The organism is Pseudonocardia hierapolitana (assembly GCF_007994075.1).
Taxonomy (GTDB): Bacteria; Actinomycetota; Actinomycetes; order Mycobacteriales; family Pseudonocardiaceae; genus Pseudonocardia; species Pseudonocardia hierapolitana.
Map to the genome: position 1 here is coordinate 2,869,978 of NZ_VIWU01000001.1, position 24,888 is coordinate 2,894,865.

Sequence of the window (24,888 nt, forward strand, 5' to 3'; positions counted from 1 at the left end):
CTCCCTGCGCGCCTCCCCCGCAAGACGGCGGCGGCCCGCAAGCCTCCTTCGGAGGCCTCATACAGTTCAGCGTGCGAGATGCGCGAGCTCTACCCTGGAGCTGATCCCGAGCTTCGGATAGGCCTTGTAGAGGTGGTAGGCCACCGTGCGCGGGCTGAGGATGAGCTGCGCGGCGATGTCGCGGTTGGACAGCCCCTGCGCGGCGAGCTGGGTGATCTGCAGCTCCTGGGGCGTGAGCCCGCCGAAGGCAGGCGACGGCGCTGCCTGCGGCGTGCGCGCCCCGGACGCGCCCAGCTCCGCCCGTGCCCGCGCCGCCCACGGCTGCGACCCGATCTCCTCGAACGCCGCGAGTGCGGCCGCGAGCTGCACGCGGGCGTCGGTCTTGCGCTTGGCCCGCCGCAGCCACTCGCCGTAGAGCAGCGCGGTGCGCGCGTGCTCGAACGGCCTGCTCGCGGTGGTGTGCAGGGCCAGCGCACGCTCGAAGTGCTGTTCGGCATCGGTGTCCGGCGCCGTCAGGGCATGGCACCGGGCGAGCAGCGCGTCGATCCACGGCCGCCGCAGGATGGCGGCCCAGCGGGTGAACAGCTCCAGCGGCTCCACCGCGTCGGCGGGCCGGCCCAAGCGGACGGCGGCCTCGATCTCGGTCGGCACGCTCCGGACGACCGCGGCGAGATGCCGGCTCGGGCCGTGCGCCATCGCCTGCAGCCGGTCGAGGCAGCCCTGGACGCGGCCGCTCCCGAGGTCGAGCAGCGCCAGCCCCGCCTCCGCCCACGCCACTCCCGACATCGCGCTCGCGGACGTGCCGCCGCCGAGAGCCGCGAGCTCGGCGTGCTCGCGGCACCGCTGCTCGTTCCCCTCCACCGCCGCCAAATAGGCCAGAGCGCCCGCGGCGTAGCTCGTCCAGAGCGGCTGGCCGGTGTCCCTGGCGATCGCCATGGCCTCGGTGCCGCTGATCCACGCCTCGCGGTGGCGACCGAGCACGACCTGCGCGAGGGTGGCGATGCCCAGCCCGCCCGGCAACGCGTGCACCGTGCCGCGCTCGCGCGCCCGCGTCACGAGCGTGGTCGCGATGTCGGCGCACTCCTCGTCGCGTGCCGCGACGAACGCCCGGCTGGCCACCTCCAGGAGGGCGCGCGGACCAGCCGCCGCACCCGCTTCCCGGGCGCGGGAGAGCACGGTGTCCAGGGCCGGGAAGCCGGCCGGATCACGGTCCAGCACGAGCGCGGTGGCCCACCTCGCGAGCCACGCCACACCCATCAGCGGGCCCTCGGGATCGAGGCCCGGTGCGTCGAACCGGTCGACGGTCGCGGCGATCAGCTCCTCGTCGGTGGGCGCCGCCCACGCCGCGTGCAGCGCCTGCATGAGCATCCAGAACGCGCGCTCGGGGTCGTCCGCCGCGATCCGCAGCGCGGCGTCGGTGAGCAGCCCGTGCGCGCGGCGCAGCTCCCCCTGCGCGAAGTCGGCGCTCGCCCGCACCGCCGCCAGCCGGGCGAGGACGATCGGATCCGCGACGTCCCGGGCGGCGCGCTCCGCCCGGCCCCGTGCCCACTCCGACCGGCCGCCGTGCACGCCTGCCTCGCAGGCCAGCACGATCCGCCGCGTCGCGGCGTCCCGGTCGGCGCTCAACGCCGCCGCGCGCTCGAAGGTGACGGCAGCGGCACCGTGGCCACCGCGGGCCTGCGCGCGATCCGCCGCGCGTTCGAGGTCGGCGGCCACCCGCTCGTCCGCGCCGGTGGCGGCCAGCGCGAGGTGCCATGCCCGCCGGTCGGCGTCGTCGGCGTGCGCCTCCGCGAGCGCGGCGTGCACCGCGACCCGCTGGGCCAGCGGGGCGCCGTGGTAGACGGCCGCGCGGATCAGGGGGTGCCGGAACGCCAGCCCCTCGGCCGTGACGGACACGAGCCCGCTGGTCTCGGCCGGCTGCAGGTCCGCGACGCCGAGAGCGAGGCCGCCTGCCGCCCGCAGGAGGGTGGGCACGTCCCCGGTGTCGTCGGCCGCGGCGACGAGCAGCATCTGCCCGCTCGCCGCCGGGAGCGCCCTGACCTGGTGGTGGAAGGCGTCGAGCACGCGGCTCGTCAGCGGGATCACGCCGAGGTGGGCGCCCCGCGCCGCGATCAACGGGGGCAGCTCCCGCAGCGCGAGCGGGTTGCCGTGGGTCTCGGCGATGAGCCGTTCCCGCTGGTCGACCGGCAGCGCCGCGCCGAGGTCGTCGAGCAGCTCCCCGGCGCTGTCCGGGTCGAGCCCGGCGAGCGGGAGCTCGGGGACACCGGCCGGCGCGAACTCGCCGGAGTGCTCGCGCACCGCGAAGAGCACGACCACACCCTCGCGGTCCAGCCGCCGCGCGGCGAACAGCAGCGCCTCCGCCGACGGCCGGTCCAGCCACTGGGCGTCGTCCACGAGGCACAGCAGGGGCCGTTCCTCGGCCAGGTGGGCCAGCAGGGACAGCACGGCGGCGCCGATCAGGAACCGGTCGCCACCGCCCGCCTCTCCGAGGCCGAACACACCGGCGAGTGCCCGACCCTGCGGGCCGGGGAGCGCCTCGAGCGCGTCGGCGGCGGGGCGCAGGAGCAGGTGCAGGCCGGCGAAGGGCAGCTCGGCCTCGGACTCGATCCCGGAGCCGTGCAGCAGCCGCATGCCCTCGGCCCGCTGTGCCGCGTGCTCCAGCAGGGCCGTCTTGCCGATCCCCGGCTCTCCCCTGACCACCAGCGCGCCGCTGATCCCGTCTCGCGCCGCGGCCAGGAGGGCGTCGATGCGCTCCTGCTCGGCGCGCCGCCCCCGCAGCATGCCCGCACCCTAGCCCTGACGGCCCTCAGATCATTCCGGGAAGCGCACCGCGGCGGCCGGCTCGCGTATCAGCTCCTGCGAGAAGCACGCCCGTGTCGCCGGTGGAGCGGCCTCGTGCTGCTCGCACCGACCTTGCGCGGGGTCACGCTTCGTCGCGGCCCTGCTCGGCGAGCTCCCGCAGCTTCTGGCGCACCTTCTCGACGTTCCACCTCGCGTGCCCGCCGGGCGACACCACGTCCGGCTTCAGCACTCCGAGCTGGCGGTATCGCTGGATCGTCCGATCGGAGAGCCCGAGCACACGCGCGAGGACCGACGTTGGCACCAGGCGCGGCTCGTCGTTCACCCCGCCAACGTAAGCCCTGGTCAGACGGGATTGAGGGGTGCTGACGGCTATGGCGGGCTAGACGGGACTGGCGGCATCCAGTGTATTGTCGGGCTTGGCGGGATTGACGGTCTCAAGGAGGAGCGGTATGGACTGCGAGTACTGCGGGGAGTCGATCAGGTACGACGAGGACCGGCCGAAGGCCGCCTGGGTGCACACCCGTAGCGCCGAGCCTCCGTGCGCCGAGCCGCCGGGCCGCACCGCGTGGCCCCGCTACCTGGGCGTCGACCGCCGCCGCGGACCCCGCACGCCGTGGGGCAGCGAGGGCGTGTTCTGGCAGGCCGAGGTGCCCGGTGGCGGCTTCGCGTACGGGCAGGCCCCCGACGAGGAGAGCGCCCGGCGCGTGATCGGGATCCTGCAGTCGGGCCGGACCGTCTGCCCGGGCTGCTCGGGTCACGGCGCCACCTGCTGCGGGCGCGCGTACCTGGGCGTGGCCGGCGCAGGAACGCTCACCCAGTTGCGGAAGTGCGAGACCTGCGACGGCCAGGGTTGGCTCCCCGGCACGCAGCCACCGGCGTGACGAGTACTGATGCCGATGCGGATTCCCGGACGCGCGCCGATCCCTAGCGTTCCGCTCATCACGAACCGAAGGGACCGCATCATGCTGCTGGAGAACCGCAACGCCGTCGTCTACGGGGCCGGAGGGTCGATCGGGTCGGCCGTCGCCGCCGGGTTCGCCCGGGAGGGCGCCCGCGTCTTCCTCGTGGGACGCACCCGGGAGAGCCTGGAGCGGGTCGCGAAGGAGATCACCGGGGCGGGCGGGCGGGCCGACGTCTCCGTGCTCGACGCACTCGACGAGCAGGCCGTCGACGACCACGCCCGCTCGGTCGTGGAGACGGCGGGCAGCATCGACATCTCGTTCAACCTGGTCGGAGCGGGAGACGTCCAGGGGATCCCGCTGATCGACATGACCACGGCCGACTTCAGCCGCCCGATCGTCACGCGGGCCACCGCGAACTTCATCTCGACACGGGCGGCCGCCCGGCACATGGTGGAGCAGGGCTCGGGGGTCATCCTCGCGCTGGACAGCGGCTCCGCGGTCGGCAGCCCGATGATGGGCGGCACCGGCCCGGCCGACGCGGCCACCGACACGCTCGTCCGGAACCTGGCCGCGGAGATCGGGCCGAGGGGCGTCCGCGTCGTCGGGATCTGGACGGCTGGGCTCCCGGAGACGCTCTCCCCGGAGAAGCTCGCCGCGGTCACCGGCGGGCCCGCGATGGACGACGCGGCATTCCAGGGTCTCCTCCAGCACCTGGACGGGATGCGGATGACCCGCCGCTCCCCCACCCTCGCCCAGCTCTCCGCAACGGCCGCGTTCCTGGCGTCGGACGGTGCCGGGGCGATCACCGGCACGTTCGTGAACGTCACCAGCGGCATGTTCCCCAGCTAGGAGCGGCAGAACTCCGCCACGACGGGTGCGAGGACCTCGACCGGCACGCCGTGCCATCCACCCGGCAGGCTGCGGTGCCGGGCGTCGGGCAGGGCTGCGGCGACGCTCGCGGCCCAGCCCGTCAGGTCGTCGCCACTGCCCTGGCTGTCGAGGACCAGGGTGGGTGTGGGCACCTTCGCCAGCAGGTCGGTCGTGGTCGCGTCGGAGATCAGGCAGTCGTAGACGATCGTGTGCGCGACGGCGTCGAGCGCCGGCATCGACGGCGCCATCCCGGCGAGCACCTCGGCCGGGACGCCGACGCCTGCCAGGAAACGCTCCACGGCCTCCCTGCGACGGCCGGTGGCCACGAGCTCGGTCATCTCGGCGGTGAACGCGGCGTCGGCCGGGTCGTCGTCGGTGCCGATCGGCGGTTCCATCAGCACCAGCTTCCGGATCGGGACGCCCGCGGCCGCGGCCTGCAGAGCGAGCAGCGCCCCCGATGAGAAGCCGTAGACGCAGGCCCGCCCGCCTGCTTCGGCGATGACGGCGGCGAGGTCCTCGACCTCGCGCTCGACCGCGTAGGGCGGGGTGTCGCCGCTGTCCCCGCGGCCGCGGCGCTCGTAGCCGTACACCGTGAAGTCGGCGCTGAGCCGCTCCCCGAGGCCTCGGACGTTGTCGAACCCGCGGTAGCCGAGTGCCGGATCGACCAGCACGAGCGCCGGACCGGCACCGGCGCGCTCGTAGGCGATCGCGGTTCCGTCGCTCGACGTCACCCTCATCTCGTCCTCCCCGCGCTAGTACTGGACGGTACAGTACTGGGCCGAGTACTGAGCCGTCCAGTATGGTTTCGGCGTGACGGAGACAGCCGAGCTCGGACGCTCGGCCCGCAAGCGCCAGGCGATCCTGGACGCCGCCCGCGAGCTGTTCCTGCGCAACGGGTACGCGGGCACGAGCATGGACGACGTGGCCGCCCGCGCCGCGGTGTCGAAGCAGACGGTCTACAAGCACTTCGTGGACAAGGAACGCCTGTTCACCGCGATCATCACGGGTGACATCTCGGAGACCGAGGCGCTCACGCAGTCCCTGGTGGACGCGTTGCCCCGGACCCGAGACCTGGAGCGGGACCTCCGCGAGTTCGCCCGCAGGCACGTCGTCGAGGTCATGCAGCCGCACCTGGTGCGGATGCGGCGCATCCTCATCGGGGAGGCGGACCGGTTCCCGGAACTGGCCGCCACCTGGTACGCGCGGGGTCCCGAACGCGCGCACGCCACGTTCGCGGACTGGTTCAGCGCGCTCGCGGAGCGCGGGCTGCTGCACGTACCCGACCCGCTGCTCGCGGCGGAGCACTTCAACTGGCTGATCCTGTCGATCCCGATGAACCGGGCGATGTTCTCGGGTGTCGAGGAACCGGCCGACAAGCTGGAGTACTACGCCGACGAGGCGGTGCGCGTGTTCCTGGCCGCCTACGCCGCGCCCCGGGGGTAGCGGCAGGGACCCGCCGGTGCCCCCGTCTCTCCCGGCGGGTCCCTTCCCGGGCCGCGTCCCGAGCCCCCCAGCTCCGGGTGCGGCATGTCCGGCACCGACGAATCTGCCCGATCTTCCTGTCTGCGGCCTCTCGTGACGCTGTGCCGGGTCTGTGCAATCCGGTCGCGCGCCCGCTCCCCGGGCGGCCAGGATGGCCCGCGATGCACCGCGACGCGATCGACACAGCCCTTGCGGAACAGCTCGTGGCCGCGCAGTTCCCGGAGTGGGCGGGGCTGCCGGTCGTCCCCGTCGACCAGCCGGGTTGGGACAACCGCACGTTCCGCCTCGGCGACGCGATGTCCGTACGCCTGCCCAGCGCCGCGGCGTACGTGCCGAGCGTGGAGAAGGAACACACCTGGCTCCCGCGGCTGGCGCCGCAGCTGCCACTCCCGATCCCCGTCCCGCTGGCCCTCGGCGCGCCAGGGGGCGGCTACCCGTGGCCGTGGTCGGTCCGGCGCTGGATCGACGGGCGCCCGAGCTCCCGGGAACGGATCAGCGACCTCGTCGCCTTCGCCCGCGACCTCGCGGGCTTCCTCGTCGCACTGCAGGGCATCGACGCGTCCGGTGGACCTGCGGCTGGCGCGCACTGCTTCCACCGCGGCGGTTCCCTGCGCGTCTACGACGCCGAGACGCACGAGGCGATCGCCGCGCTCGGGTCGCGGATCGACGGCGCCGCCGCCATGAGTCTCTGGACGGCCGCGCTCGCGGCCACCTGGGCCGGGCCACCCGTGTGGTTCCACGGCGACATCGCCTCCGGCAACCTCCTCCTCGACGAACGGGGCGACCTCAGCGCCGTGATCGACTTCGGCACCTCCGGCGTCGGCGACCCGGCCTGCGACCTCGTGATCGCCTGGACGCTCTTCGACGGGGAGAGCCGCGCCGAGTTCCGCCGCCTGATGCCGGCCGACGACGCGATGTGGGCCCGCGCCCGCGGCTGGGCGCTGTGGAAGGCCCTGATCACGATCGACAACCCGTACGCGGGGCCGTGGGTCGCGGACGAGTCGGCGCGGGTGGCGAAGGAGGTGCTCGCCGAACACCGAAACGGCCGATGAACCCGGGCCGCCCGCCGCGACCCACTCCCGTGTCGAGGACATCGAGTGAGATCTGGCCACTCGTCCACGCAGAGCGCGCGGCATTGGCCGCCGACCTCGCGCATCTCGGGGACGAGCACTGGTCGGCCCCGTCCCTGTGCGCCGGTCTCAGCGTGCGCGAGGTCGTCGCGCACGTGACCGCGGCCGGCAGCCTGAACGGGTTCCGCTGGCTGGCGGGCGTGATCCGCTGCCGGTTCGACTTCGACCGCCAGGTCGCGATGCGCCTGGCCGAGCAGCTCGGATCCTCGCCTGCGGAGACCCTCGCGCGGTTCGAACGGGTCGTCGACAGCACGACGTCTCCACCGCTCCCGGTGCTCGCGCTGCTCGGGGAGGTCGTCGTGCACGGCGAGGACATCCGGCGGCCCTCGGGCATCACGCGCGACCACCCGTTGAACGTCCTCACGCGCGTCGCGCGTTACTACGCCGGCTCCGACCAGGTCGTTCTCGCCCGGCGCCGGGTGCGCGGGCTCCGCCTCCAGGCGACCGACGGTCCGTTCACCACCGGCTCCGGCCCGCTCGTGACCGGCCGCACGCTGGCGCTGGTGATGGCGATGACGGGTCGGCGGGCGTACTGCGACGAGCTGGCCGGGGAGGGAGTCGACACACTGCGTGCCCGCTGCTGAGCAACGGCGTCGCCCTGGAGCGGGAAACTGCTTCACCGCCGTCAGGGGTGCCGCTGGAGCCTGGAACGTGCTGGCATGGAGGCATGGTGTCCCCCGACCGGCTGCTCGCCTTCGCGGCGATGTCGTTCCTGCTCATCGTGGTGCCCGGCCCCAGCGTGCTGTTCACGGTCGGCCGGGCCCTCGCCCATGGCCGCCGCGCCGCGCTCAGCTCGGTCGTGGGCAACGCCGCCGGCGCCTACGTGCTCGTCGTGGCGGTGGCGTTCGGGGTCGGGGCCCTCGTGGCGAGCTCGGCCGTCGCCTTCACGGTGCTCAAGTTGGCCGGCGCTGCATACCTGGTGTACCTCGGGGTCAGGACGTGGCGGCAGCGAGGGACGCTGCCTGACCCGGCCACCGACGGCGGAGCCGCGCACGGCAGCCTCCGCACGCTGCGGGAAGGCTTCGTCGTCGGCGTGACGAACCCCAAGACGATCGTGTTCTTCGCCGCGGTGCTGCCGCAGTTCGTCGATCCGGCACAGGGACACGTGACCGGGCAGATGCTGTTGCTCGGCCTGGTCTTCAACGTCATCGCCCTCGCGTCGGACAGCGTGTGGGGCATGGGGGCGTCCGTCGCCCGGGACTGGTTCGCCCGCTCGCCACGCCGGCTCGCCGCGGTCGGCCGCATCGGCGGGCTCTCGATGATCGGGCTCGGCGTCACGGTGGCGGTGACGGGGCGGAAGGACTAGGTGGACAAACGCGCGGCTAGCGTGCTGCGCCATGGCCGAGAACGAGCCGGCGGCGATCCACTTCCGGTCCGCACACGCAGGTGACGCCGAGCGGGTGGCGGCGTTGCACGCTGCGAGCTGGCAGCGGCACTACCGCGGTGCCTATGCCGACGCCTACCTCGACGGGGACGTCCTCGCCGACCGCCGGGCGGTCTGGTCGGCGCGCCTGGCCGAGCCGGCCGGCAGCATCACGGTGCTGGCCGAGGACGGCAGCGACCTCGCCGGCTTCGTCCACATCGTCCTAGACGAGGACGCCGAATGGGGAAGCCTCGTCGACAACCTGCACGTCGCGCTTCCCCATCAACGGACCGGCCTCGGCACCGCCCTCCTCGCCCACGCCGCTCAGGGCGTCCTCGAGCGCGCCGCCACCCCGGCCACCTACCTCTGGGTGCTCGAGCAGAACACGACGGCGCGGGAGTTCTACCGGGCCCGAGGCGGCGCCCACGTGGAGGAAGCGCCCGTCCCCCCGCCCGGTGGCGTGCCGTCCCGTCTCGAGGGCGCCCCGACCATGTGCCGCATCGCCTGGCCGGATGCATCCGTATTGGTGCGCCGCTGATCTGGCAGGAGGTCCAGCGGCGGACCCGGTGGCCGTCAGGCTGTCGCGAGCCACTCCCCGATCGTCCGGGCGGTGCGCTCCGGCTGGTCCTCGGCCGTGTACGTGTACGCGTCGGCGATCGTGCGCAGCTCGGCGCCGAGGGCGGCGGCGTACCGCTCGGCGTGGTCGAGCGGGAAGACGCGGTCCTCCGCAGCCCACGCGAGCAGCACCGGCTTGTCGAACGACCGCCGCAGCCGCTCGGCCGCGGCCCTCGTGAAGTGCGGCGAGACGGCGCCGATCGCGTTGCGCCCGTCGTTCCTGATGGCCGGGCGGGTCAGCACCGGCCGCACGTAGCTGCGCATCACCTGCGCATCGATCGGGCGCTTGGCGAGCCAGCCGTACGTGTTCGGCAGCCGCCACGTCAGGGGCAGCCGCAACGGCTGGTAGAGCAACCGGTGCGCGGCCGGGTGGCGCGCGGCGGCCTTGAGCAGCCCGAACCCGCCCGGCCCCGGTGGCCACGAGCAGTCCGGCGTCTCGCAGGAGTTCAGGACGAGCCGGGCGACCCGCTCGGGACGGTCGGCGGCGGCGACCTGGGCGTATGCCCCACCGGAGTCGTTGCCGATCAGCGTGACGTCGTCCAGGGCGAGCACGTCGAGGAAGTCGCCGATGAGCTGTGCGATTCCCGGCGGCGACAGATCCGCCCCGGGCGCCATCGGCACCGGGTGCGAGCCCAGCGGCCAGTCGACCGCGACGCAGCGATACCCGTCGGCGAGGAGCGGCACCAGCTTGCGCCAGATGTTGGCGTTGACCAGGTAGCCGTGGACGAAGACGAGCACCGGCGCGTGCCCCACCTCGTGGTAACGGATCGGGCCGGCCGGCAGTCGCACCTCGCGCGCGGGGCCCAGCCGGGGGTCCCGCCAGGTCTCCCGGGTCACCGGCGCAGGAGGAGCCGGGCCGCCCGGAGCCACGCCTTCGGGCGCAGGAGCAGCGCGAGCGCGACCGGAGACGGGTCGAAGAAGGCCTCGCGGCGCAGGACGCACCCGTCCGGGCCGATCAGCAGCTTGTCGAAGCTGCGGAAGGTCAGCGGCTTGCCGCCCACCGTCGCGCTGAGCCGCACGTCGATGAACACGACGTCGTCGTGCCCGGCCCACCCCAGCACGTCGCCACGCAGGTCGGGCGCGAGCCGGAGCAGCCGACGCGCCTCCTCCTGCCAGACGGCCCGCCCCCGGCCGGAGCACAACAGTGGCTGGACGAGCTCCGCGTCCTCGGCGAGCAGCTCGTCCCAGGCATGGGGATCGGGGCGGTCCCAACCCTTCGCGAAGCGGTCGACCACCTGCTGGTGCACGCTCGGCCAATCGGCCATGATCGGACGGTACCAGTTTTTGCAACGGTTACAAGAGAAGGTCGAGACGTGGCCGATCAGCGCAAGGAACGGACCACGGCCGCGCTGCTGCACGCGGCCGAGGCGCTCTTCCGGGAGCGATCCGTCGAGGACGTGACCGTGGAGGAGATCGCCGAGTCGGCAGGCGTGGCGGTCGGGTCGATCTACAACCACTTCGGTTCCAAGGCCGGCCTGCACGCCGCCCTCGTCGAACGCGCGCTCGCGACAGACCGCGACTTCATGGACCGGGCGTACCGGTCCACCGACTCACCGGTCGAACAGATCCACGCAGCGGCCGAGCAGTACCTCGCCTTCTACCTGGCGCACCCCGACCACTTCCGCATGCTCGCCTTCCCCGACCCGCCGGGCCGGTACGCAGCAGGGCAGGAGCTGTCCGAGCGGCTGGCCCGCTCCGTCGACGAGCAGAACCAGCGGCTCGTCGACGCGATCAGACGGGGCATCGCGACGGGCGAGCTGCGCGCCGTCGACCCGGACCGGACCGCGACCGTCCTGTGGGCGGCGTGGAACGGCATCATCAGCCTCGCCTGGCGTCCCGACTCACTGCGCCGGGACGAGGCGGGGCTGCGCGAACTGCTCGAGACGGCCACCGACGTCATCGCCGATGGCCTCCGCGCGCGCGGCTGATCACTCGCGCACGATCAACCCAGATCGAACTCGCCGGCCCGGATCCCGGCCAGGAACGCCTCCCAGGCAGTCGGGCTGAAGTGGTTCGGGGGAACGCTCAGGTCCTTGCTGTCGCGCAGGGCGACGCGGCCGTCGGGGAGGAGGCGAGCCTCCACGCAGCCGCCGGCACCGGAGAAGCTGCTCTTGCGGAAACGGTCGTGCGAGATCACGGCGTGCCCTTCGGGGAGTGGGTGGTTCGATCCCGGATCTCGGCGATGAGTGCGCGGGATTCGTCATGGTCGAGCGCCTTGCGCGTGATCGCGTCGAAGATCCGGAGGTACTCCAGGACGTTCGACGGCTGTTCGAGGATGCGCTCGCCGGTGTGCGACTCGACGGCCACGACATCGCGGTCGCGGTCGTCGGCGTACTGGAGGATCGTGAACAGCCCGACGAGACCGGCGTGCAGGCCACCGCTGAACGGCACGACCCGCAGCGACACGTTCCGCTGACGCGAAACGGAATGCAGGTGGTCGAGCTGTTCGCGGACGTCGTCGGGCGAGCCGAACGGCCGCCGCAGCACCGATTCGTCGAGCACGAAGATCAGCTGTGGGGCGTCGTCGGATTCCACGAGCAAGTGCTGGCGCCTCGCCCGAACCTCCAGCACCCTGCGCGCGGACTCGTCGGTCTTGATGGCCGGAAGCACCCTGTAGAGCTCGACGGCGTACGCCTCGGTCTGCAGCAGGGGTGGCACGACCGCGGCAGCGAAGCTGCGGATCGTCGATGCACCGGACTCGTAGTCCACATATGTGGCGAGGCCCGTGAACAGGGCATCGGAGTACTCCCGCCACCACGCCTGGCTGCGTCCGGCGCTCGCCCAACGACGCAGACGCTCGGCGATCTGCGCGTCGAGACGGTAGAAGTTCACGAGGTCGCGGATGTCGCGCGGCTGCGGAACGCCCTGCCCGTTCTCCAGCCGACTCAGCTTCGACGTGCTGATCAGCGTCGCCTCGGCGACCTCCTCGAGGGTGCGCTCCCCACGCAGGCGCCGCAGCTCGGCCCCGAGCCTGCGGCGGTGCAGCAGCGGACCCTCAGACGACGGCACGTGAGCCTCCCGGCCGGCGAGGAGCGCGATGGTCCTCGCGACCGTCACCGTGGGGAAGGGGCCGAACGGGTGCGCTCAACTGCAACGGGCTCTCCCGGGATCGGCTGGTCGGGTGCACTGTTTGGGAATCCCAGCCGTCGAGTTGCGGCGGCAAGGCCCAGCCCGCAAACTACACCTGCGACACCCAAAGGCGACAACCGGCCGGCGCGTGTCGTCCGACCCGAACGGGGGCCAGCAATGAACCTTGCGATCGTCCTCGGTGGCCTGACCATCCTCGTCGGCCTCGCCGTGCTGATCGGCCTCATCGACGCACACGCCCGCCGCGCCGCCTGGCGGCGCATCGCCGCCGCAAGGCGGGAGGTGCAGGAGCGTGAACTCGCCCTGCTGTCGGCCGTTTCCCCGGCTGCCGGCCCGAGGCCAGGCAGGCCGGGGGTATCGCGGCGAGGCGCCGACGCGCATCGTGCGGTGGGCCCGCGGGGGATCGCACGCTGAACCCGCGGAGTCTGGCGCAGTAGTCGGGATCGACTGTCGTCGCCCGGTGGCGGGTCCGGGCGGAGCCCGGGTCAGCCCCTCCGCATGTGGACGAGTGGGAACGGGCGCCCCTCGCCGTCACGCTCGGACCGTCCGATCTCTACGAAGCCGTGGCGCTTGTAGAAGCCGACCGCTGACGGGTTCTGCTCGTTCACGTCCAGCGTGACGTGTGGCATGGCAGCGGTGGCCGCGTCGAGCAGCGCCCTTCCGACCCCTTGTCGATGTGCTGTGGGGTCCACGAACAGTGCCTCGACCTGGGTGTCGTGCACGCCGATCCAACCGACGGAGCCGCTCCTCGCCCGCTGGGCGACGGTGACGGTCAACGACGGGAGGACTGTCGTGCGGACCTGGGTCTCGATCTCGTCGATGTCGGAGGGGGCCAGGAAGCTGTGCGTCGCTTCCACAGCGCGGCGCCAGATCCGGACGAGGTCGGGCCAGTCGCTCTCGGTGGCAGCGCGTAGTGCCAAGGTCGCGTCGCTCACGGAGACAGCGTGGCAGGGCCGTCGAGCCCGTTTGGATCAGGCTCAGGTACCGAGTGAGGGCTGGGTAGCCGGCCACGGCGCCGCGGGCGTGCCGGAGGGGCTGTTCGACCAGGCAGCGGCCCTGACCAGCGGTCGCGTCCTGCCAGAGGTCGCAGTCAGCGCTGCTGACCGGCGCTCGTTGTTGGCTTGTTGTTGGGGCCTTTCGCCTCCCCTCCCCCCGTGCTGGCCGTTCAGCTCATCGCGGTGGCCGCGTCAAGGGGGGCCGGGCCTCCGGGCCGGGCACGGGCTGCCTCGCCTCGTCTACAGCAGTACCCTCCTTCCACTGCAACGGCTGGCGGAGGGCGGCGACTCCGAGGGCTCGGGGCGTCGGGTTGTCAACCCGCTGTCACGCCGGGATCGTGAACGCCAGATCGTCTGCAGCGGTGAAGGGATCGCGGCGATGAGCGCCAGCCGTCGTGAAGAACCTCGCGGGAGCGGAACTTCGGCAGACCGCGGTGTGCTGGCCCTCAGCGGCGTACTACTGCTTGTGGGCTTCGTCGTGAACGCGATCCAGAGAATGCTCTTGCACCCGACCGGAGCGGAAGACGATCACGAGGCGATCTTCGCCGAGTACGCGGTCAGTGACGTCTGGGTCGCTACTCACTTCGCAGAGTTCGTACTCGTGCTCGTGGCCCTTGCCGGGTTGCTGGTGCTCTGCCGCGCCCTGCGACGGGAGACGCCCTACCTCGCGCTGCTGGCCGCTGGCGCGATCACCGCGAGCGGCGCGGCGTGGACCGCTCTCCAAGCGGTGGATGGCATCACGCTCAAGCAGGCAGTAGACGCTTGGGCCGCCGCGTCGGGGGCCGAAAAGGCAACTCGCTACGCCGATGCCGAAACCGTTCGCTGGATCGAGTGGGGCCTCCAGGGCTACTTCCGGGTCCTGCTCGGCATCGCCTTCCTGCTCTTGGGCGCAGCGGCTGTCGTGAGCCGCCTCGTCCCGAGCTGGCTCGGCATGCTCCTGGTGGTCGGCGGCCTGCTCTCCCTCGCCATAGGGTTCTCGATCGGCTACCAGGGGCTGGAGAGCGGCTTCCAGGACGCGATAGGCATCGCCCTCCAGCTCGTCGTCCTCGTCTTCGGCGTCGGCCTGCTCGTCAGCCGCCGAGCCCGAGAGCCGGGCACCCGCGCGGCTAGCACCTAGCCCGGCGGCCGGTCCCAGGCTGGGGGTTCTCGTTCCGCGCGCTACCGGGTTCGGGGCTGGAGTCAGGCGTTGGCCGGTCGGAGCGTGGCCGGGTAGCACGTCGTCACCAGCGGGCGGGATCGGGGCGCGCAGCGGGGTTGACGCCGCACGGGCACACTAAGACGATCTGCGGCCAGCGGGGATGACCACTACCCGACGTCGCTCAGCTTTCCCTTGCCGGCATGGCCGGCAGCCCACAGGCACGCGGCCGCCCGGGAGCGGAGCGTGAGGTAGCGGCCGCGCATGCCGTCCGGCGCAGTCCGGCCCGCCCCGGTCGGGGGCGGCTTGAAGCCGGATAGAAGGTTCTCACCAGGTAGCCGACGAGAAGCCGACCGCTCTTGCCCGACTCCGCTTGATCGGATTCGATCCCGTCGACCTAACGGATTATGAGGGAGTTGTGTCCGCTCTCATACCGCCTCTACCAGCAATAATCGCTGTGGATCGTGCCGAAGGAGGCGCGTACAAGCTCGTCAGCCGACTCGATTTCGCGTCACGAGTCGCGTCATGAGAGCCAGCACGCGTTGCGGCCCGCGCCGCTCTTGCCCGACTGCATCGTCGCGGCGCCGATCGTCGACTGACGTCCAAGGCGAATCGCGAGCATGGACGACGCGCTGCGCGATCAGGTTGTCGCGCGCTGTCGAATGATGGATGGCGGGCTAGCCATCCGCTGGCTCGCTGCCGCCTGCCGATGAACGGGGGCGGGCCGGTCGAGAGGTACTCGCGATCGCGGCAGGTCTTGGCGATGTATCCGAACGGTCATGTCCCAGCCGGGGTCGGGCGGCGCCAGCGCCTCGGTCGCCAGCCGCGGCTCGGCATCGCGGAACGCGTGCTCGTACGCGAGCACGCCATGCCGCCGCTCCTCGGTGCCGCCGCCGACGTGGATCACGTCCTCGGCGGTGATCTGCGCGAGTGCGCGCATCCAGTACACCTCCAGGGGCTTGTGTAGGCTCTTGAGCCGCTCCTGCTCGATCCCCGCGGCGCTCAGCCGAGCGAGCCCGCCGTCGACCTAGGCGCCCCAGTTGATCGAGCCGAACCCGCCCGTGCGCTCGACGCGCTCGCGCGTGCCGGCGTGGCAGCGGGCGAGGAAGCGACCGCCCTCCTCGACGCCCATCACGCCGACGACCGCGGTCAGCGTCTCGAACTCGCTGGCGAAGAACCAGTCGCAGTGGCGGACGAGCGTCGCGTAGGCGTCCCAGATCGGACCGTGTGTACGCAGCAGGTCGGGGTCGATCGTTGAACACGATGCCGCCCGAGCGGTCGTGCCGGCGCGTCGCGTAGTAGGCGCAGACGTCGAACGACGACGAGAGCGACACGGTGCCCTGCGGTACGTCGCCCTGGTGCAGGATCTGCGCCGGGACGGTGCCGCCGAAGGCGGTCCGCGAACGTGGCTCGAACCCCACGGCTGCAGGTGCTCGGCGACCTCGGCGAGGGTGTCGCACGCCCAGTCGTTGCACTTGAGCCGCCCCTCGCCCCGGTAGAGCGGCCTGCCCCAACGAAGGGCTCGCCCGACGGGTCGACCGCCAGGTCCTCAGTGACGATGCACAGGGACGGCACGGCCTCGAAGACGCGGTCGGGGATCGGCCCGTCGGCGAACGGCGACCACACTCCCGCTGACTCGCGCCGCATCATCCACGGCCTTACGACGCCGATCGGCTCGGCGTCGAGCCGCCCCCGGTCGGCGAGCGCCTGCATCAACCCCGCCTTGGCCACGCCGCGCTCCGCCACTAGCACCCCGTGCAGGTCCGCCCGCGCGGCGATCTGGGCCATCAAGCGTAGAAACTCGAGCTCATCACGGAGGAGTCGGCCCGGGTCGTGAGCGCGTCGACGCCGAGCACCTCGCGATTCGCCATCGGCAGCTCGTACACGCTGAAGATCGCGACCGCCAGCGCGTCGGCGAGGGTCTCGTCGGGCCCGTCATCGGGAACGCGATCAGGAACGTGTAGGCGTCCGACCGCGCGTGCGCCTCGAAGCCCTCGGCCGGCAGCAGGGAGCCGACCAGGCCACGGCGATGGCGACCCGCGCGTCGACGTCATCGACCCAGCGGACGTTCACGCCTGATGTCTAACCGCGGCCGCGGAGCGCGGTCAAGTCCGCGCGCGGACGTCTGTGACAAGAGAACGATGTTCTGTCCACCGAAATGATCATTTGGAACAACCAGTCTCGGTTGCTATCAGCGGTCGCTGTCACGGCCGAGCTGACCGCTGGTGAACGTGGACGCGGCTGGCAGCACGGTGTCGGCGGGTCCGGGAAGTGACTTGTCCACAGGGTCGGCTGTCGGGATTGGGCTGGCTTGGACAACCTGTTATGGCGGTCGGCACTCCTGCGCATCGCCGACTACCGGGCTAGTTCGCGCCCCTTGGGCACCCGCACGGATGCTGCTCCGCCTTGGCTAGCAGGCCCATGAGATGAGCCCATGGCTGCTGGACTGCCTGCTCCTGTCTGTGCGCCATAAACGCACGCACTGGGTCAGCGATATTGGCGAGCGGATGGTGCCAGGCATCGAGTACTACTGCCTCGTCCACTTGGTTGCGATGCACGTAGCCTGCAAGTGTATCGTAGAGGGCAAGGGAATAGTTGATCTCATCCCAGCCATCCTCACCGAGAGCGGGGAATTGCTTAGCTCTCGCAGCTAGAAAAAGGCGTCTGCGGCCAGCTGCCGCCTTGGGGTCGACCAGAAGTTCATGAACGCGCTGATAAGTAGCATCACGCGCCAGGCTGCGGGCGTGGTCCGCAGCCTGGCGCGCGATAGTCCGGGTGGCGGCTAGGTTTTGCCGAGTCGTGACGATCGATATCGCTAGAGCGAGTAGGGAAACTGCGAGGGCGAACAGGTCCTTGTTCACCGCCCAGAAACTCGTGACATCGTCCACTACCACTCCAGCGATCGACCGGTCCTCAGCAAGCCAAGTTTCTCCTGGTCAAGAGACACTTTCGCTCATCTAGCTAGCGCCCCGACACGCCGCAGCCTCATGAAGAGTCAGGGTTAATACCAGAGGTACAGGTCGTGTGCCCCGGACGGGCTCGACTTGTTGCATTGCCAGCTACGTTTTTGAGGGTTTGCTTGCCCTGCGGCCACACACGAGGCGTAGTCCGGGTAGGTCGCGTAGTACGTCCACGCCACCGCGGTTGACTTGACGGCGATAGCCGGTGATCCGGCTGCGAACTCTAGGCTGGCCGGAAGTGCCGAAACCATCGCCATTCCGACTAGGATGGCCGCCACGGCCCTGATGCCAGCAAAACTCAACATGTCCATTATCCCTTGACCGATTGCTTCTCTCTGTGACCACAAGAGTCACAACACCCCTCAGGTCCGCAGATCACTCTTCGTCCTGAGGAACAGTATGGCTATGTTATGCTCCTTTCCGTCGTTTCTCTGTCCATGTCGACGCCGATTCAGCCACTTGACGCCATAGATCGCTCCCCAGAAGGTCCACAGGCCGCCCACGAGGGCGAGCCACACCAGCTGTGTTGACCCCGGCTCCCTGCTGGGGTCGAACCTGATCAGCGCGAGTACGCTGCCGGCGGCATACCCGGCGCACCAGCCGAAATAGCCCAAACCGAGTCTTGATAGCTGCGCGAGAGCTGTGGCCAACAGGACCGCGATCAGCGCGGCTTCGCTGCGGGCGGGCAGCAATCCGATCAGCAGCGCTGCCAGGCTCGTGGCGAGCCCGAACGCAAGAAACAGCGCAGAGAGTGGGTGCCAGAGGTAGAAGCGCAGCAGCGCGAGCCGGATATCGGACGTCGTGTCGGTGTAACCCGGTGTAATAGGACGGCCGCCGCGGCGGGCCGACATGTCGACCGGCGAGGACTGCGGCAGGTCGTCGATGGCGGCAAGGAGGAACAACGATAAGACGATCTGCAGTGCCAGCGCGTAGCCGCCGCTGGTCGCGAGGCCGCCTTTCAGGGTAAAGGTGGGCAGGGGCGTGAGAGCGACGAGCAGTCCGCCGATCGTCGCGAAGGCTACGCCAGGGGCGGCAAGGCGGCGGCGCATCACTACCAGCCTCCGGCGGCGGACGTGTCGACGACCCAGATGGGGAGTGACAGGGTGCCGGCGCTCGAGTCCTTCCGGACCAGCCACAGGTCGCACGGCATAGTCGCCGGGATGGGGGCAAGCAGCTTGTCTTGGCGGGAACTCAATGCAAGCTTGTACTCGGGCGATGCGCATTCCAGCGAGGCGTTGACGCCCGGATTCTGGTTCATGACCAGCACCGCATCCTGCGGCAATGCGATTCGGAACGCATTCGCGCTCGCCGACTCCGGCACGACGAGAACCCGCCGCCCGATTTCCGTTACCGCGGGCTCCGAGAAGGACCTGACGCTCACCGCGCAGCTGGCGCCCGGAGTGGCCGAGCCGTGAAGCAGTATCTGGGGGTGGCTCGCCTGAATGTTCAGCACGTTCATCGGCAGTACAACGCTGTCTCTCCCGACACCCACGAATGAGGTGGGGGGAACGCCGGTGTCTGCTGCGCCGTACACGACCTTCACCTTCGTCGAATCGCTGCAGTGCACCTCGGCTCCGGCGGGTTGCTGGTTGCTGCCAATGGTCGGCGATGCCAATCCCATGGGGTGGGCCACAATCTTGATGGATTGGCCAGGCCCAACTTGGACCGGTGGCGCGACGGCCTTCCTCGAGATGATGGTGGGCTGGAACGGATTGTCAGACGATTCAGGATCGAGAAGGAGAATAGGAAATTTCGGGCTAGGCGGGCCCTCGATCAGCGCCCAGTCTTCCGTCGTTTCCACGGCGATCGGCATGACCCCGGCCACGTCATTCAGGCCCTGAGCACTGATCAACTCCCGCCGGCCGTGTTCCAGCAGTACGGTGACCCGTGGACTCAGGACCAGCCGAGACCGATCCTCGTCCACCTGTACGGTCGGCAGGCTCGACACGGCTAGCCTGTAGCGCGCGTTGGAGGCCGCGAGCACTGCCGCGTAGGTGCGATCGGGGCTGGTCCTTACCGGAACAGTAGTTGGATAAGCCTTGGGGCTCAGCGGGATCTCCGCGGTGACGAGAGGCAGGTCACGCCCGTCCGCTCCGACCTCCATGACGGAGAACTTGGCGGGGACAGGGCCCGGCTGGCCGCTTACTAGGACATCGACGACGACGCCACGCCGATTTCCTGAGAACTCCAGCCTTGCGTCTCTGCCCCTCCCCACGTCTTCTTGAGTAATCGGGCCCGCGATGATCGCCTCTCGCTCAATCTGGAGGAACGGGAAAACGGCTAGCAGCCCGATCAGCGCGGCCAGAAACATGCCCGAGCTGCGCCGACGCTTCCGGTCTCTAGACCGGCGCCACGCCTCATTGGAAACCTCGACTCCGGCGATCATGCTGTCATGTGTCAACTCGGCGAGCCGCAGCCCGTGCCGCTGCTCCAGCTGAATGAGTCTGACCACCTCCAACGCGTCGATGACCGAGTTCGGCAGCCCTGCTGCCTCCTGCTCGTCGACGACGACGAAGCCACGTCGGCCGGACGGCGTGATCAAGGTGTTGCTCAGCCACCATCGAATCGCGGCCTCGTCCCCGTGGCTGCGGTGCACCGCCTCGCTGATTGCCTCGTCGACGAACTGCGACATGGAGCCGCGCACGCTGAAGGTGGTCGGAGTCAGAAGGGATTCCCGCTGTCGGTCACCGTGTGCGTCTCGAAGCTCCTCCCACAGCCGTCGGCAGACGATCTGCAGCTGAATAGTGTTAACGTGCTGCCCCGGGACCCGTTGCTGGCCGGGTGGGCGAGTGATGTCTTCTAGAAGCGCGTCTAGGACGACGCGCAGGCTGTCGTCGGCGAGGCTCAGGCCAGATGCAGCGAAGGCGGACGCGATCGCGTTCGCCGCCTGCTCCTCAGTCAGGCTCTCCAGCTGGTACCGGACTACCAGCTTGGCGGGCAAGTTCCGCTCGTGCGGTACGAGATCGGCCAAGTAGTCGCTGCGAAGCGCGATGATGGCGCGCAGCCACGTATTCTTCTCGAGCGCGTTCGTCAATGCGGTGAAGAACTCCTCGCGCTGCCGCCACAGCGCGGGATCATTGAAGACCTCCTCAAACTGGTCCAGGATCAGGAGCACGCGCCGCGACGAATCCGGCCGGCGGGTTGCCGCAGCCTCGGTGATATCAGCAGGAATCGCCACGTCTGGGTTGCCGATCGTCTCACACACCGCACGGACGAACGGGTTGGACGCATGATCGGTCGAGCTCATGCGGGTGCCGGCGCCAAGACGCACCGTCGGTAAGATGACGAAGTCGAACCTTCGCTCGAGGTGAGGCGCGACTCCGGCCTGCAAGAGGGACGACTTGCCGGCGCCGGACGGCGCATAGAGGAGCGTTGCGCTGCTGGACAGCACGAGCGATGTCAGTTCCTCGATCTCGTCGACCCGCCCGAAGAAGTACGGCTGATCATCGCGTCGATAGGCTCTCGGGCCCGGGAACGGGTTGATCCCCCGGGGTGTCGTTACCGGGCTCGGGGCGCTTGAGCCGACTTTGGAGTATCTGGCCATCGCGACTATTTCATACCGGGCGCGGGGGGAAGTCGGTGCAGCAACTCCTTCAGGAAGGGGCCGGCGTCTCCCCAGTACACGTCGATCGCGGCTGACGTCTTCAAGTACTTCTCGAGAAATTCCTCGGCGAGTCGTCTGCGCTCTGCTGGCATGCTGTTGCTGGACAACTGGATACTGAGGCTGTTATACACTTCATTGGGGAGCACGGCCTGCTGCTTCATGATGTGGCGCATCAGCACACGGAAGTTCCAGTCCTCAAGGCTGTAGCCAACGAAAAGCAAGTTGGTATTTCCGAGCGCTCGGCGGACGAAGTGCGGGATCACCGGGTCAATCTTGCTCACGGCGCGCTGGGCGAGGCTGACCGCGAAGTCGATGTAGTCGTCGTCGGTGATCAAAATGGAGTTCGGCTCGTCCATGTGGCCGTGCAGGTGGAAGATGGTGGGCTTGGCTTGCGTGGGCGCCTCTCTTCGATATTTCGGCAAATCGCGAGCGAGGCGGTCGTTCCACCGACAGATCTCGACAGTCGGCTTCGCTGGTCCGACCGCGAGTACCGCGCGCTCGAGGTAGTCGTCGTAATTCGTCGTGACGTAGACCGGTAGCCTAAGCTGGGCAAGCATGAGATGGTTCGGTGGCGGACCACCCTCGAGGGCCTCGACAGCCTGGCGCTGCGCCTCAGCCAGTCGTTTACACACTCGTCGCTTGACAAACGATGGCTGGCGTAGGCTCGCAATGTACTGTGTCACCCGGGCAAGGTTCGTGTCGTCGTCAAGCGGGTAGTTGAATTCCTTGGCGAGATCGGCGGCAAGCTCGGAGCCGCGGGGGAGGTAGGGCGCTGCGACGCCCGCTCCGAGGAACGGGGTGCACTCGCCGCCGAGCACGGAGTCGACCAAGGTCTCCCAGGTCTCGTCCCTCAGGGAGAGCTCGTGCGGAATGCCGCCGTCGTCCTGCGCGATCATTCGAGAATCGTCCTCCGGGTCGTGGCCACTGCCGCCGCGCTTCTCAGTGTTGGTCCTCACAGCTGGCCTCCTCCTGTCTCCCCGGTTCTTGCGAAGACGAGCATTTTTGGAAAGGGTGGAACACAAGCATTCGACCGCGCACTGTCCTCACCCGCACGTGATGCCCGATGATCGCCTGCGATTTGATCACGCACGTCGACGGCCGTAAATGATGTTCCCGTTGACGGGCGCCGGCGGAGCTGGATCTCGTTCGGCTTGGCGCGGGTCGAGGTCTCAGCGGACATGATCGGTTTCCTCGCGGGTGGCGTGCTCGGATGTAACTCAAGAGTGCGCTTCGGGAGCGGGTGATACACCTCAACCACACGGCTTATGCAGGGGCGAACCCCTCCGCCCCGGGCTAGTTGGTGACGAACGTCGTCAGGTCCGCCACCCTGGCCGCTACCGAAAGCCTGCAGATCCACAATCGTCTGGTTTGATCACGATGCAATGAGCCTCGGCGCATCCTCGAGGAGATCCCAAACGGGACCCTTCAATTTGATCTATATCGTGCACGTCAAGCACCATGTGCACATGACGCCGCAGAGAGAACCTGTAGTCAAGACTGCCTGAAGAGATTCTTTGCGCGACGCTGGCCCTCGCGCAGCGTGGTGATCGCGTAGGCGGTGACGGTCGTCCGCCTGCGCCCCGGACGTTAGCGGGCGGCGCCGCCGGACCTGCTTGATCGCCTGGACGGCTGGTTCGCACCGTCCTCTATGGGCGAGGGCCTAGATTGACGACGTCCCAGGACTGGGTGCGCATCCAACCGCCGTTACCAGGGGGGCGGGCAGCGTAGCGAGCTGGGCGAACTCGGCCGCGAGGTCGTGGGCCCAGGGCCAAGACCACTGGATGCGAAGCCACAGAGCCAGCGTTGCCCGCGGGTGAGGCGGGCGGCGACGTGGAGCAGTCGGGAGCGCAGCGTCTTCGGCTCGGCCTTCGCCAGATCGCCGTGCAGGAGCAGGTGCTGGGTCCAGGCCAGAAGATCGACGGCGAGCATCACGATGGTCAGCCGGGCGGTGTTGACCCCGAACGATCGGGACGGGAAGTGGTCCAGGCCGGTGTCCTTCGCGCAGCGGATGCGGTCCTCGACCCGGGCGTGCGCGCGGTGCCGGGCGTCGAGGTGGGCGAGCTGGCCGAACGCGGTGTCGGTGGCGAACGTGGTGTAGCGCCACCCGTCACGTTCCTCGAACGCGTCGAGCTGCGCGCCGGGGTGCGGGCGCTCACGACGAACGACGACGCGGGTCCCTGCCGGATAGCCGGCCAGCGACCCGGCGGGCAGGACACCGGTGATCTCGGCCAGCCCGGCGCCGTCGCGGTGCCCGCCGTCGGCGTCGATCGCGTCCGCCCACACGGTCTTCGGGATGGCACTGATCGCGGATCGTTCCCTGTCCTTGATCGACCAGCCGACCGAGAACTCGCAGCTGACCGCCTGCTCGCGCAAGCCGCGGATGTGGGCGAGGAACTCGCGGCTGCAGCCTGCAGTGTCGGCTCGAACCAGGACCGGGGTGCCGTGCCGGTGGGCGTCAGGCAGCTGCGCGAGCGCGGCGTCGAGCACGGTGATGTGGTCGGCGGCGGTGTTGCTGCCCGCGTTCCCCGCGCCGCAGCACCGCGGCGAGGAACTCGCCGGTGTTGTCGCAGAACGCCAACATCGGGTGGTAGCCGAAGGTGCGCTTGTTCTCTGCAGTACGAGATGATCTTTCCGGCGCTGTTTCGCCGGGGCTGGGGGAGCTGGTCAGGTTGGCGGGTGGGGGACGGAGCGTCCGGCGATCTGCGGGAAGCGGGGCATACCGAGGTGGGTGCTGGTGGCCTGGTTGGCGAGCTGGTCGAGTTGGGTGAGCTTCTGGCGGGCGCCGGTGAGGCTGACTTGCAGGCCGTCGACTTCGCCGAGCCAGCCCTCGCGGCGGGCTTCGGCGATGCGGGCGTGCAGGTTGTCGCGGATCTCAACCAGCCGCGCGCGGTGTGCGGGGTCGGGGCGCAGCAGAGGGCAGCGCAGGCAGGCGTGTTCGTGGATGCACGGGGTGGCGTAGGAGCGCCCGCAGGCGCCGAGGGCGAGTTTGCGGCGTTCGAAGTGGCCGAGGAATTCCTCCCATTCCTGCTCGGTCGGCACCCGGTATTCGGTGCTGGGGCGTAGCGCCCGGCGGCGGGCGATGAACGCCCGGTGCCCATTGATCACCTCGTCGGGATAGACCGCCTTGTAGCCCATGGTGGTGTTGATGTCGCGGTGCCCGGCCACGAGTTGGGCGATGTGCGGGGGCATGCCGTGCAGGACGGCGTCGGTGATGAACAGGCGGCGGAAGTCGTGCGGGGTGAACCGCAGTGGCTGTCCGGCGACGTCGGTGACATCGGCCCCGTCGAGCGCGCCGCTGATCCATTCCCGGATGGTGGCGGCGGGGATGGCGCGGTGTTCGAGGCCGAACCGGCGCTGGAACAGCAGCGGCATCGGCGGGTTCCAGACCCGTTCGTGGGTGTCGTAGGAGGCGACGCAGCCCAGCGCGCCGTCCCGGCCGCGGATCCCGGTGATGATCGCGGCGCAGACGTCGGCGAGCTCGGGGCTGATGACCAGCAGCCGTTCGGTGTCGGTCTTCGACGGGGCGATCTGCAGCAGCGGGACGGGTTCCCCGGTGCTCGGCAGGGTGTAGTGGATGAGGCTGTGATGACTGAGCTCGGTCAGCTCCTCGATGCGGATCCCGGTGTGACGCAGTGTCTGGATCGCGGCCCAGGTCCAGAACGCCCGGTCCTCCTCACCGGTGAGGTCGTGGCGGCGGCCGGTGTCGGGGTTCTCGCCCCAGATCCGGGCGGCGGCCTCGGCTGTGGTGGCGGCGAGGCGCAGGGTGCGGCCGCCGGCGGGGAAGGACTCGCCGGGCCGGGCAGCCCGTGCGGCGGCCAGGGCGGCGGCCGTGGTGGTGCGCGCGTCGTTGACCCGGGACAGGAGACCCTAGAACTGCGTTCACACCGAAGCGCTCAGTCTGGCGGGCACCTATCCACATCCTCGTACGGTCTTGAACCTCCAC

The 24,888-nt window shown here is 70.0% G+C and carries 24 protein-coding genes and 1 pseudogene; 10 read left to right on the top strand and 15 right to left on the bottom strand.

The window, feature by feature from the left end:
* Nucleotides 1-66 precede the first annotated feature (66 nt).
* On the bottom strand, nucleotides 67-2,781 hold the full coding sequence (locus tag FHX44_RS13705) for a helix-turn-helix transcriptional regulator (protein WP_147256160.1): 2,715 nt from the start codon (nucleotides 2,779-2,781) through the stop codon (nucleotides 67-69).
* Between the two features lie 142 nt (nucleotides 2,782-2,923).
* A complete protein-coding gene (locus FHX44_RS13710; protein ID WP_147256162.1) occupies nucleotides 2,924-3,124 on the bottom strand; it encodes a MerR family transcriptional regulator in 201 nt (66 codons plus the stop codon).
* 127 nt (nucleotides 3,125-3,251) lie between these two features.
* Here FHX44_RS13710 and FHX44_RS13715 point away from each other — a divergent pair, with 127 nt between their 5' ends.
* Nucleotides 3,252-3,683, top strand: a complete 432-nt coding sequence (locus tag FHX44_RS13715; RefSeq protein ID WP_147256163.1) for a hypothetical protein — start codon at nucleotides 3,252-3,254, stop codon at nucleotides 3,681-3,683.
* A gap of 81 nt (nucleotides 3,684-3,764) precedes the next feature.
* Nucleotides 3,765-4,553, top strand: coding sequence for an SDR family NAD(P)-dependent oxidoreductase (locus tag FHX44_RS13720; RefSeq protein WP_147256165.1), 789 nt, complete (start codon nucleotides 3,765-3,767; stop codon nucleotides 4,551-4,553).
* On the opposite strand, the gene FHX44_RS13725 is transcribed toward FHX44_RS13720, so the two are convergent.
* Complete coding sequence (locus FHX44_RS13725; RefSeq protein ID WP_147256167.1) at nucleotides 4,550-5,311, bottom strand: alpha/beta fold hydrolase; 762 nt, start codon at nucleotides 5,309-5,311, stop codon at nucleotides 4,550-4,552. The two genes, FHX44_RS13720 and FHX44_RS13725, sit on opposite strands and share 4 nt — an antisense overlap.
* A 73-nt stretch (nucleotides 5,312-5,384) precedes the next feature.
* Between FHX44_RS13725 and FHX44_RS13730 the strand changes: the two genes are divergently transcribed.
* From FHX44_RS13730 to FHX44_RS13750, 5 genes are all read left to right on the top strand, one after another.
* Complete coding sequence (locus FHX44_RS13730; protein ID WP_147256168.1) at nucleotides 5,385-6,017, top strand: TetR/AcrR family transcriptional regulator; 633 nt, start codon at nucleotides 5,385-5,387, stop codon at nucleotides 6,015-6,017.
* A 200-nt stretch (nucleotides 6,018-6,217) separates the two neighbouring features.
* Nucleotides 6,218-7,108, top strand: coding sequence for an aminoglycoside phosphotransferase family protein (locus tag FHX44_RS13735; RefSeq protein WP_147256169.1), 891 nt, complete (start codon nucleotides 6,218-6,220; stop codon nucleotides 7,106-7,108).
* Nucleotides 7,105-7,770 (top strand): maleylpyruvate isomerase family mycothiol-dependent enzyme, encoded by a 666-nt coding sequence (locus tag FHX44_RS13740; protein WP_147256170.1) that lies wholly within the window; start codon nucleotides 7,105-7,107, stop codon nucleotides 7,768-7,770. Before FHX44_RS13735 ends, FHX44_RS13740 begins: the two co-directional genes overlap by 4 nt.
* 83 nt (nucleotides 7,771-7,853) lie before the next feature.
* A complete protein-coding gene (locus tag FHX44_RS13745) occupies nucleotides 7,854-8,492 on the top strand; it encodes a LysE family translocator (RefSeq protein ID WP_147256171.1) in 639 nt (212 codons plus the stop codon).
* Between the two features lie 31 nt (nucleotides 8,493-8,523).
* Nucleotides 8,524-9,087 (top strand): GNAT family N-acetyltransferase, encoded by a 564-nt coding sequence (locus FHX44_RS13750; protein ID WP_147256172.1) that lies wholly within the window; start codon nucleotides 8,524-8,526, stop codon nucleotides 9,085-9,087.
* 35 nt (nucleotides 9,088-9,122) lie between these two features.
* On the opposite strand, the gene FHX44_RS13755 is transcribed toward FHX44_RS13750, so the two are convergent.
* A complete protein-coding gene (locus FHX44_RS13755; protein ID WP_212612464.1) occupies nucleotides 9,123-10,001 on the bottom strand; it encodes an alpha/beta fold hydrolase in 879 nt (292 codons plus the stop codon).
* On the bottom strand, nucleotides 9,998-10,429 hold the full coding sequence (locus FHX44_RS13760; protein ID WP_147256173.1) for a nuclear transport factor 2 family protein: 432 nt from the start codon (nucleotides 10,427-10,429) through the stop codon (nucleotides 9,998-10,000). Before FHX44_RS13760 ends, FHX44_RS13755 begins: the two co-directional genes overlap by 4 nt.
* Before the next feature lie 48 nt (nucleotides 10,430-10,477).
* Here FHX44_RS13760 and FHX44_RS13765 point away from each other — a divergent pair, with 48 nt between their 5' ends.
* A complete protein-coding gene (locus tag FHX44_RS13765) occupies nucleotides 10,478-11,092 on the top strand; it encodes a TetR/AcrR family transcriptional regulator (RefSeq protein ID WP_246170359.1) in 615 nt (204 codons plus the stop codon).
* A 14-nt stretch (nucleotides 11,093-11,106) separates the two neighbouring features.
* Here the strand turns inward: FHX44_RS13765 and FHX44_RS13770 are convergent, their stop codons facing one another.
* Both FHX44_RS13770 and FHX44_RS13775 read right to left on the bottom strand, forming a co-directional pair.
* Nucleotides 11,107-11,301, bottom strand: coding sequence for a DUF397 domain-containing protein (locus tag FHX44_RS13770; RefSeq protein ID WP_147256175.1), 195 nt, complete (start codon nucleotides 11,299-11,301; stop codon nucleotides 11,107-11,109).
* A complete protein-coding gene (locus FHX44_RS13775; protein WP_170308898.1) occupies nucleotides 11,298-12,173 on the bottom strand; it encodes a helix-turn-helix domain-containing protein in 876 nt (291 codons plus the stop codon). Before FHX44_RS13775 ends, FHX44_RS13770 begins: the two co-directional genes overlap by 4 nt.
* Nucleotides 12,174-12,410: 237 nt before the next feature.
* Between FHX44_RS13775 and FHX44_RS13780 the strand changes: the two genes are divergently transcribed.
* Nucleotides 12,411-12,665, top strand: a complete 255-nt coding sequence (locus FHX44_RS13780) for a hypothetical protein (protein WP_147256177.1) — start codon at nucleotides 12,411-12,413, stop codon at nucleotides 12,663-12,665.
* A gap of 71 nt (nucleotides 12,666-12,736) precedes the next feature.
* Here the strand turns inward: FHX44_RS13780 and FHX44_RS13785 are convergent, their stop codons facing one another.
* Nucleotides 12,737-13,186, bottom strand: coding sequence for an acetyltransferase (locus FHX44_RS13785; protein ID WP_246170360.1), 450 nt, complete (start codon nucleotides 13,184-13,186; stop codon nucleotides 12,737-12,739).
* Between the two features lie 439 nt (nucleotides 13,187-13,625).
* On the opposite strand from FHX44_RS13785, the gene FHX44_RS42135 reads away from it, so the two are divergent.
* On the top strand, nucleotides 13,626-14,363 hold the full coding sequence (locus FHX44_RS42135; RefSeq protein WP_170308899.1) for a DUF4386 family protein: 738 nt from the start codon (nucleotides 13,626-13,628) through the stop codon (nucleotides 14,361-14,363).
* Nucleotides 14,364-15,021: 658 nt separating this feature from the next.
* Here FHX44_RS42135 and FHX44_RS13795 read toward each other — a convergent pair.
* The 7 genes and pseudogenes from FHX44_RS13795 to FHX44_RS13825 all read right to left on the bottom strand — a co-directional run bounded on the left by FHX44_RS13795 (nucleotide 15,022) and on the right by FHX44_RS13825 (nucleotide 24,806).
* On the bottom strand, nucleotides 15,022-15,321 hold the full coding sequence (locus FHX44_RS13795; protein ID WP_147256180.1) for a hypothetical protein: 300 nt from the start codon (nucleotides 15,319-15,321) through the stop codon (nucleotides 15,022-15,024).
* 1,423 nt (nucleotides 15,322-16,744) lie between these two features.
* The gene (locus FHX44_RS13800) at nucleotides 16,745-17,269 is read right to left on the bottom strand and encodes a hypothetical protein (RefSeq protein ID WP_147256181.1); all 525 of its coding nucleotides are present in this window, start codon (nucleotides 17,267-17,269) and stop codon (nucleotides 16,745-16,747) included.
* Between the two features lie 434 nt (nucleotides 17,270-17,703).
* Nucleotides 17,704-18,390: a hypothetical protein gene (locus tag FHX44_RS13805; RefSeq protein WP_147256182.1), complete on the bottom strand. Its 687-nt coding sequence runs from the start codon at nucleotides 18,388-18,390 to the stop codon at nucleotides 17,704-17,706.
* A gap of 2 nt (nucleotides 18,391-18,392) precedes the next feature.
* Nucleotides 18,393-20,885, bottom strand: coding sequence for an nSTAND1 domain-containing NTPase (locus FHX44_RS13810; RefSeq protein ID WP_147256183.1), 2,493 nt, complete (start codon nucleotides 20,883-20,885; stop codon nucleotides 18,393-18,395).
* A 5-nt stretch (nucleotides 20,886-20,890) separates the two neighbouring features.
* Nucleotides 20,891-21,901, bottom strand: a complete 1,011-nt coding sequence (locus tag FHX44_RS13815; RefSeq protein ID WP_147256184.1) for an SIR2 family NAD-dependent protein deacylase — start codon at nucleotides 21,899-21,901, stop codon at nucleotides 20,891-20,893.
* 704 nt (nucleotides 21,902-22,605) lie between these two features.
* Nucleotides 22,606-23,550 (bottom strand): annotated as a pseudogene (locus FHX44_RS13820) (IS1380 family transposase); the annotation flags it as partial.
* A gap of 59 nt (nucleotides 23,551-23,609) precedes the next feature.
* A complete protein-coding gene (locus FHX44_RS13825; RefSeq protein WP_147256185.1) occupies nucleotides 23,610-24,806 on the bottom strand; it encodes a tyrosine-type recombinase/integrase in 1,197 nt (398 codons plus the stop codon).
* Nucleotides 24,807-24,888 lie beyond the last annotated feature (82 nt).

Bases quoted from the DNA above. Each gene is read 5' to 3' on its own strand.
- FHX44_RS13705 (WP_147256160.1), bottom strand. From the start codon at position 2,781: ATGCTGCGGGGGCGGCGCGCCGAGCAGGAGCGCATCGACGCCCTCCTG.
- FHX44_RS13715 (WP_147256163.1), top strand. From the start codon at position 3,252: ATGGACTGCGAGTACTGCGGGGAGTCGATCAGGTACGACGAGGACCGG.
- FHX44_RS13720 (WP_147256165.1), top strand. From the start codon at position 3,765: ATGCTGCTGGAGAACCGCAACGCCGTCGTCTACGGGGCCGGAGGGTCG.
- FHX44_RS13725 (WP_147256167.1), bottom strand. From the start codon at position 5,311: ATGAGGGTGACGTCGAGCGACGGAACCGCGATCGCCTACGAGCGCGCC.
- FHX44_RS13735 (WP_147256169.1), top strand. From the start codon at position 6,218: ATGCACCGCGACGCGATCGACACAGCCCTTGCGGAACAGCTCGTGGCC.
- FHX44_RS13740 (WP_147256170.1), top strand. From the start codon at position 7,105: ATGAACCCGGGCCGCCCGCCGCGACCCACTCCCGTGTCGAGGACATCG.
- FHX44_RS13745 (WP_147256171.1), top strand. From the start codon at position 7,854: ATGGTGTCCCCCGACCGGCTGCTCGCCTTCGCGGCGATGTCGTTCCTG.
- FHX44_RS13750 (WP_147256172.1), top strand. From the start codon at position 8,524: ATGGCCGAGAACGAGCCGGCGGCGATCCACTTCCGGTCCGCACACGCA.
- FHX44_RS13760 (WP_147256173.1), bottom strand. From the start codon at position 10,429: ATGGCCGATTGGCCGAGCGTGCACCAGCAGGTGGTCGACCGCTTCGCG.
- FHX44_RS13780 (WP_147256177.1), top strand. From the start codon at position 12,411: ATGAACCTTGCGATCGTCCTCGGTGGCCTGACCATCCTCGTCGGCCTC.
- FHX44_RS42135 (WP_170308899.1), top strand. From the start codon at position 13,626: ATGAGCGCCAGCCGTCGTGAAGAACCTCGCGGGAGCGGAACTTCGGCA.
- FHX44_RS13795 (WP_147256180.1), bottom strand. From the start codon at position 15,321: ATGCGCGCACTCGCGCAGATCACCGCCGAGGACGTGATCCACGTCGGC.
- FHX44_RS13805 (WP_147256182.1), bottom strand. From the start codon at position 18,390: ATGCGCCGCCGCCTTGCCGCCCCTGGCGTAGCCTTCGCGACGATCGGC.
- FHX44_RS13810 (WP_147256183.1), bottom strand. From the start codon at position 20,885: ATGGCCAGATACTCCAAAGTCGGCTCAAGCGCCCCGAGCCCGGTAACG.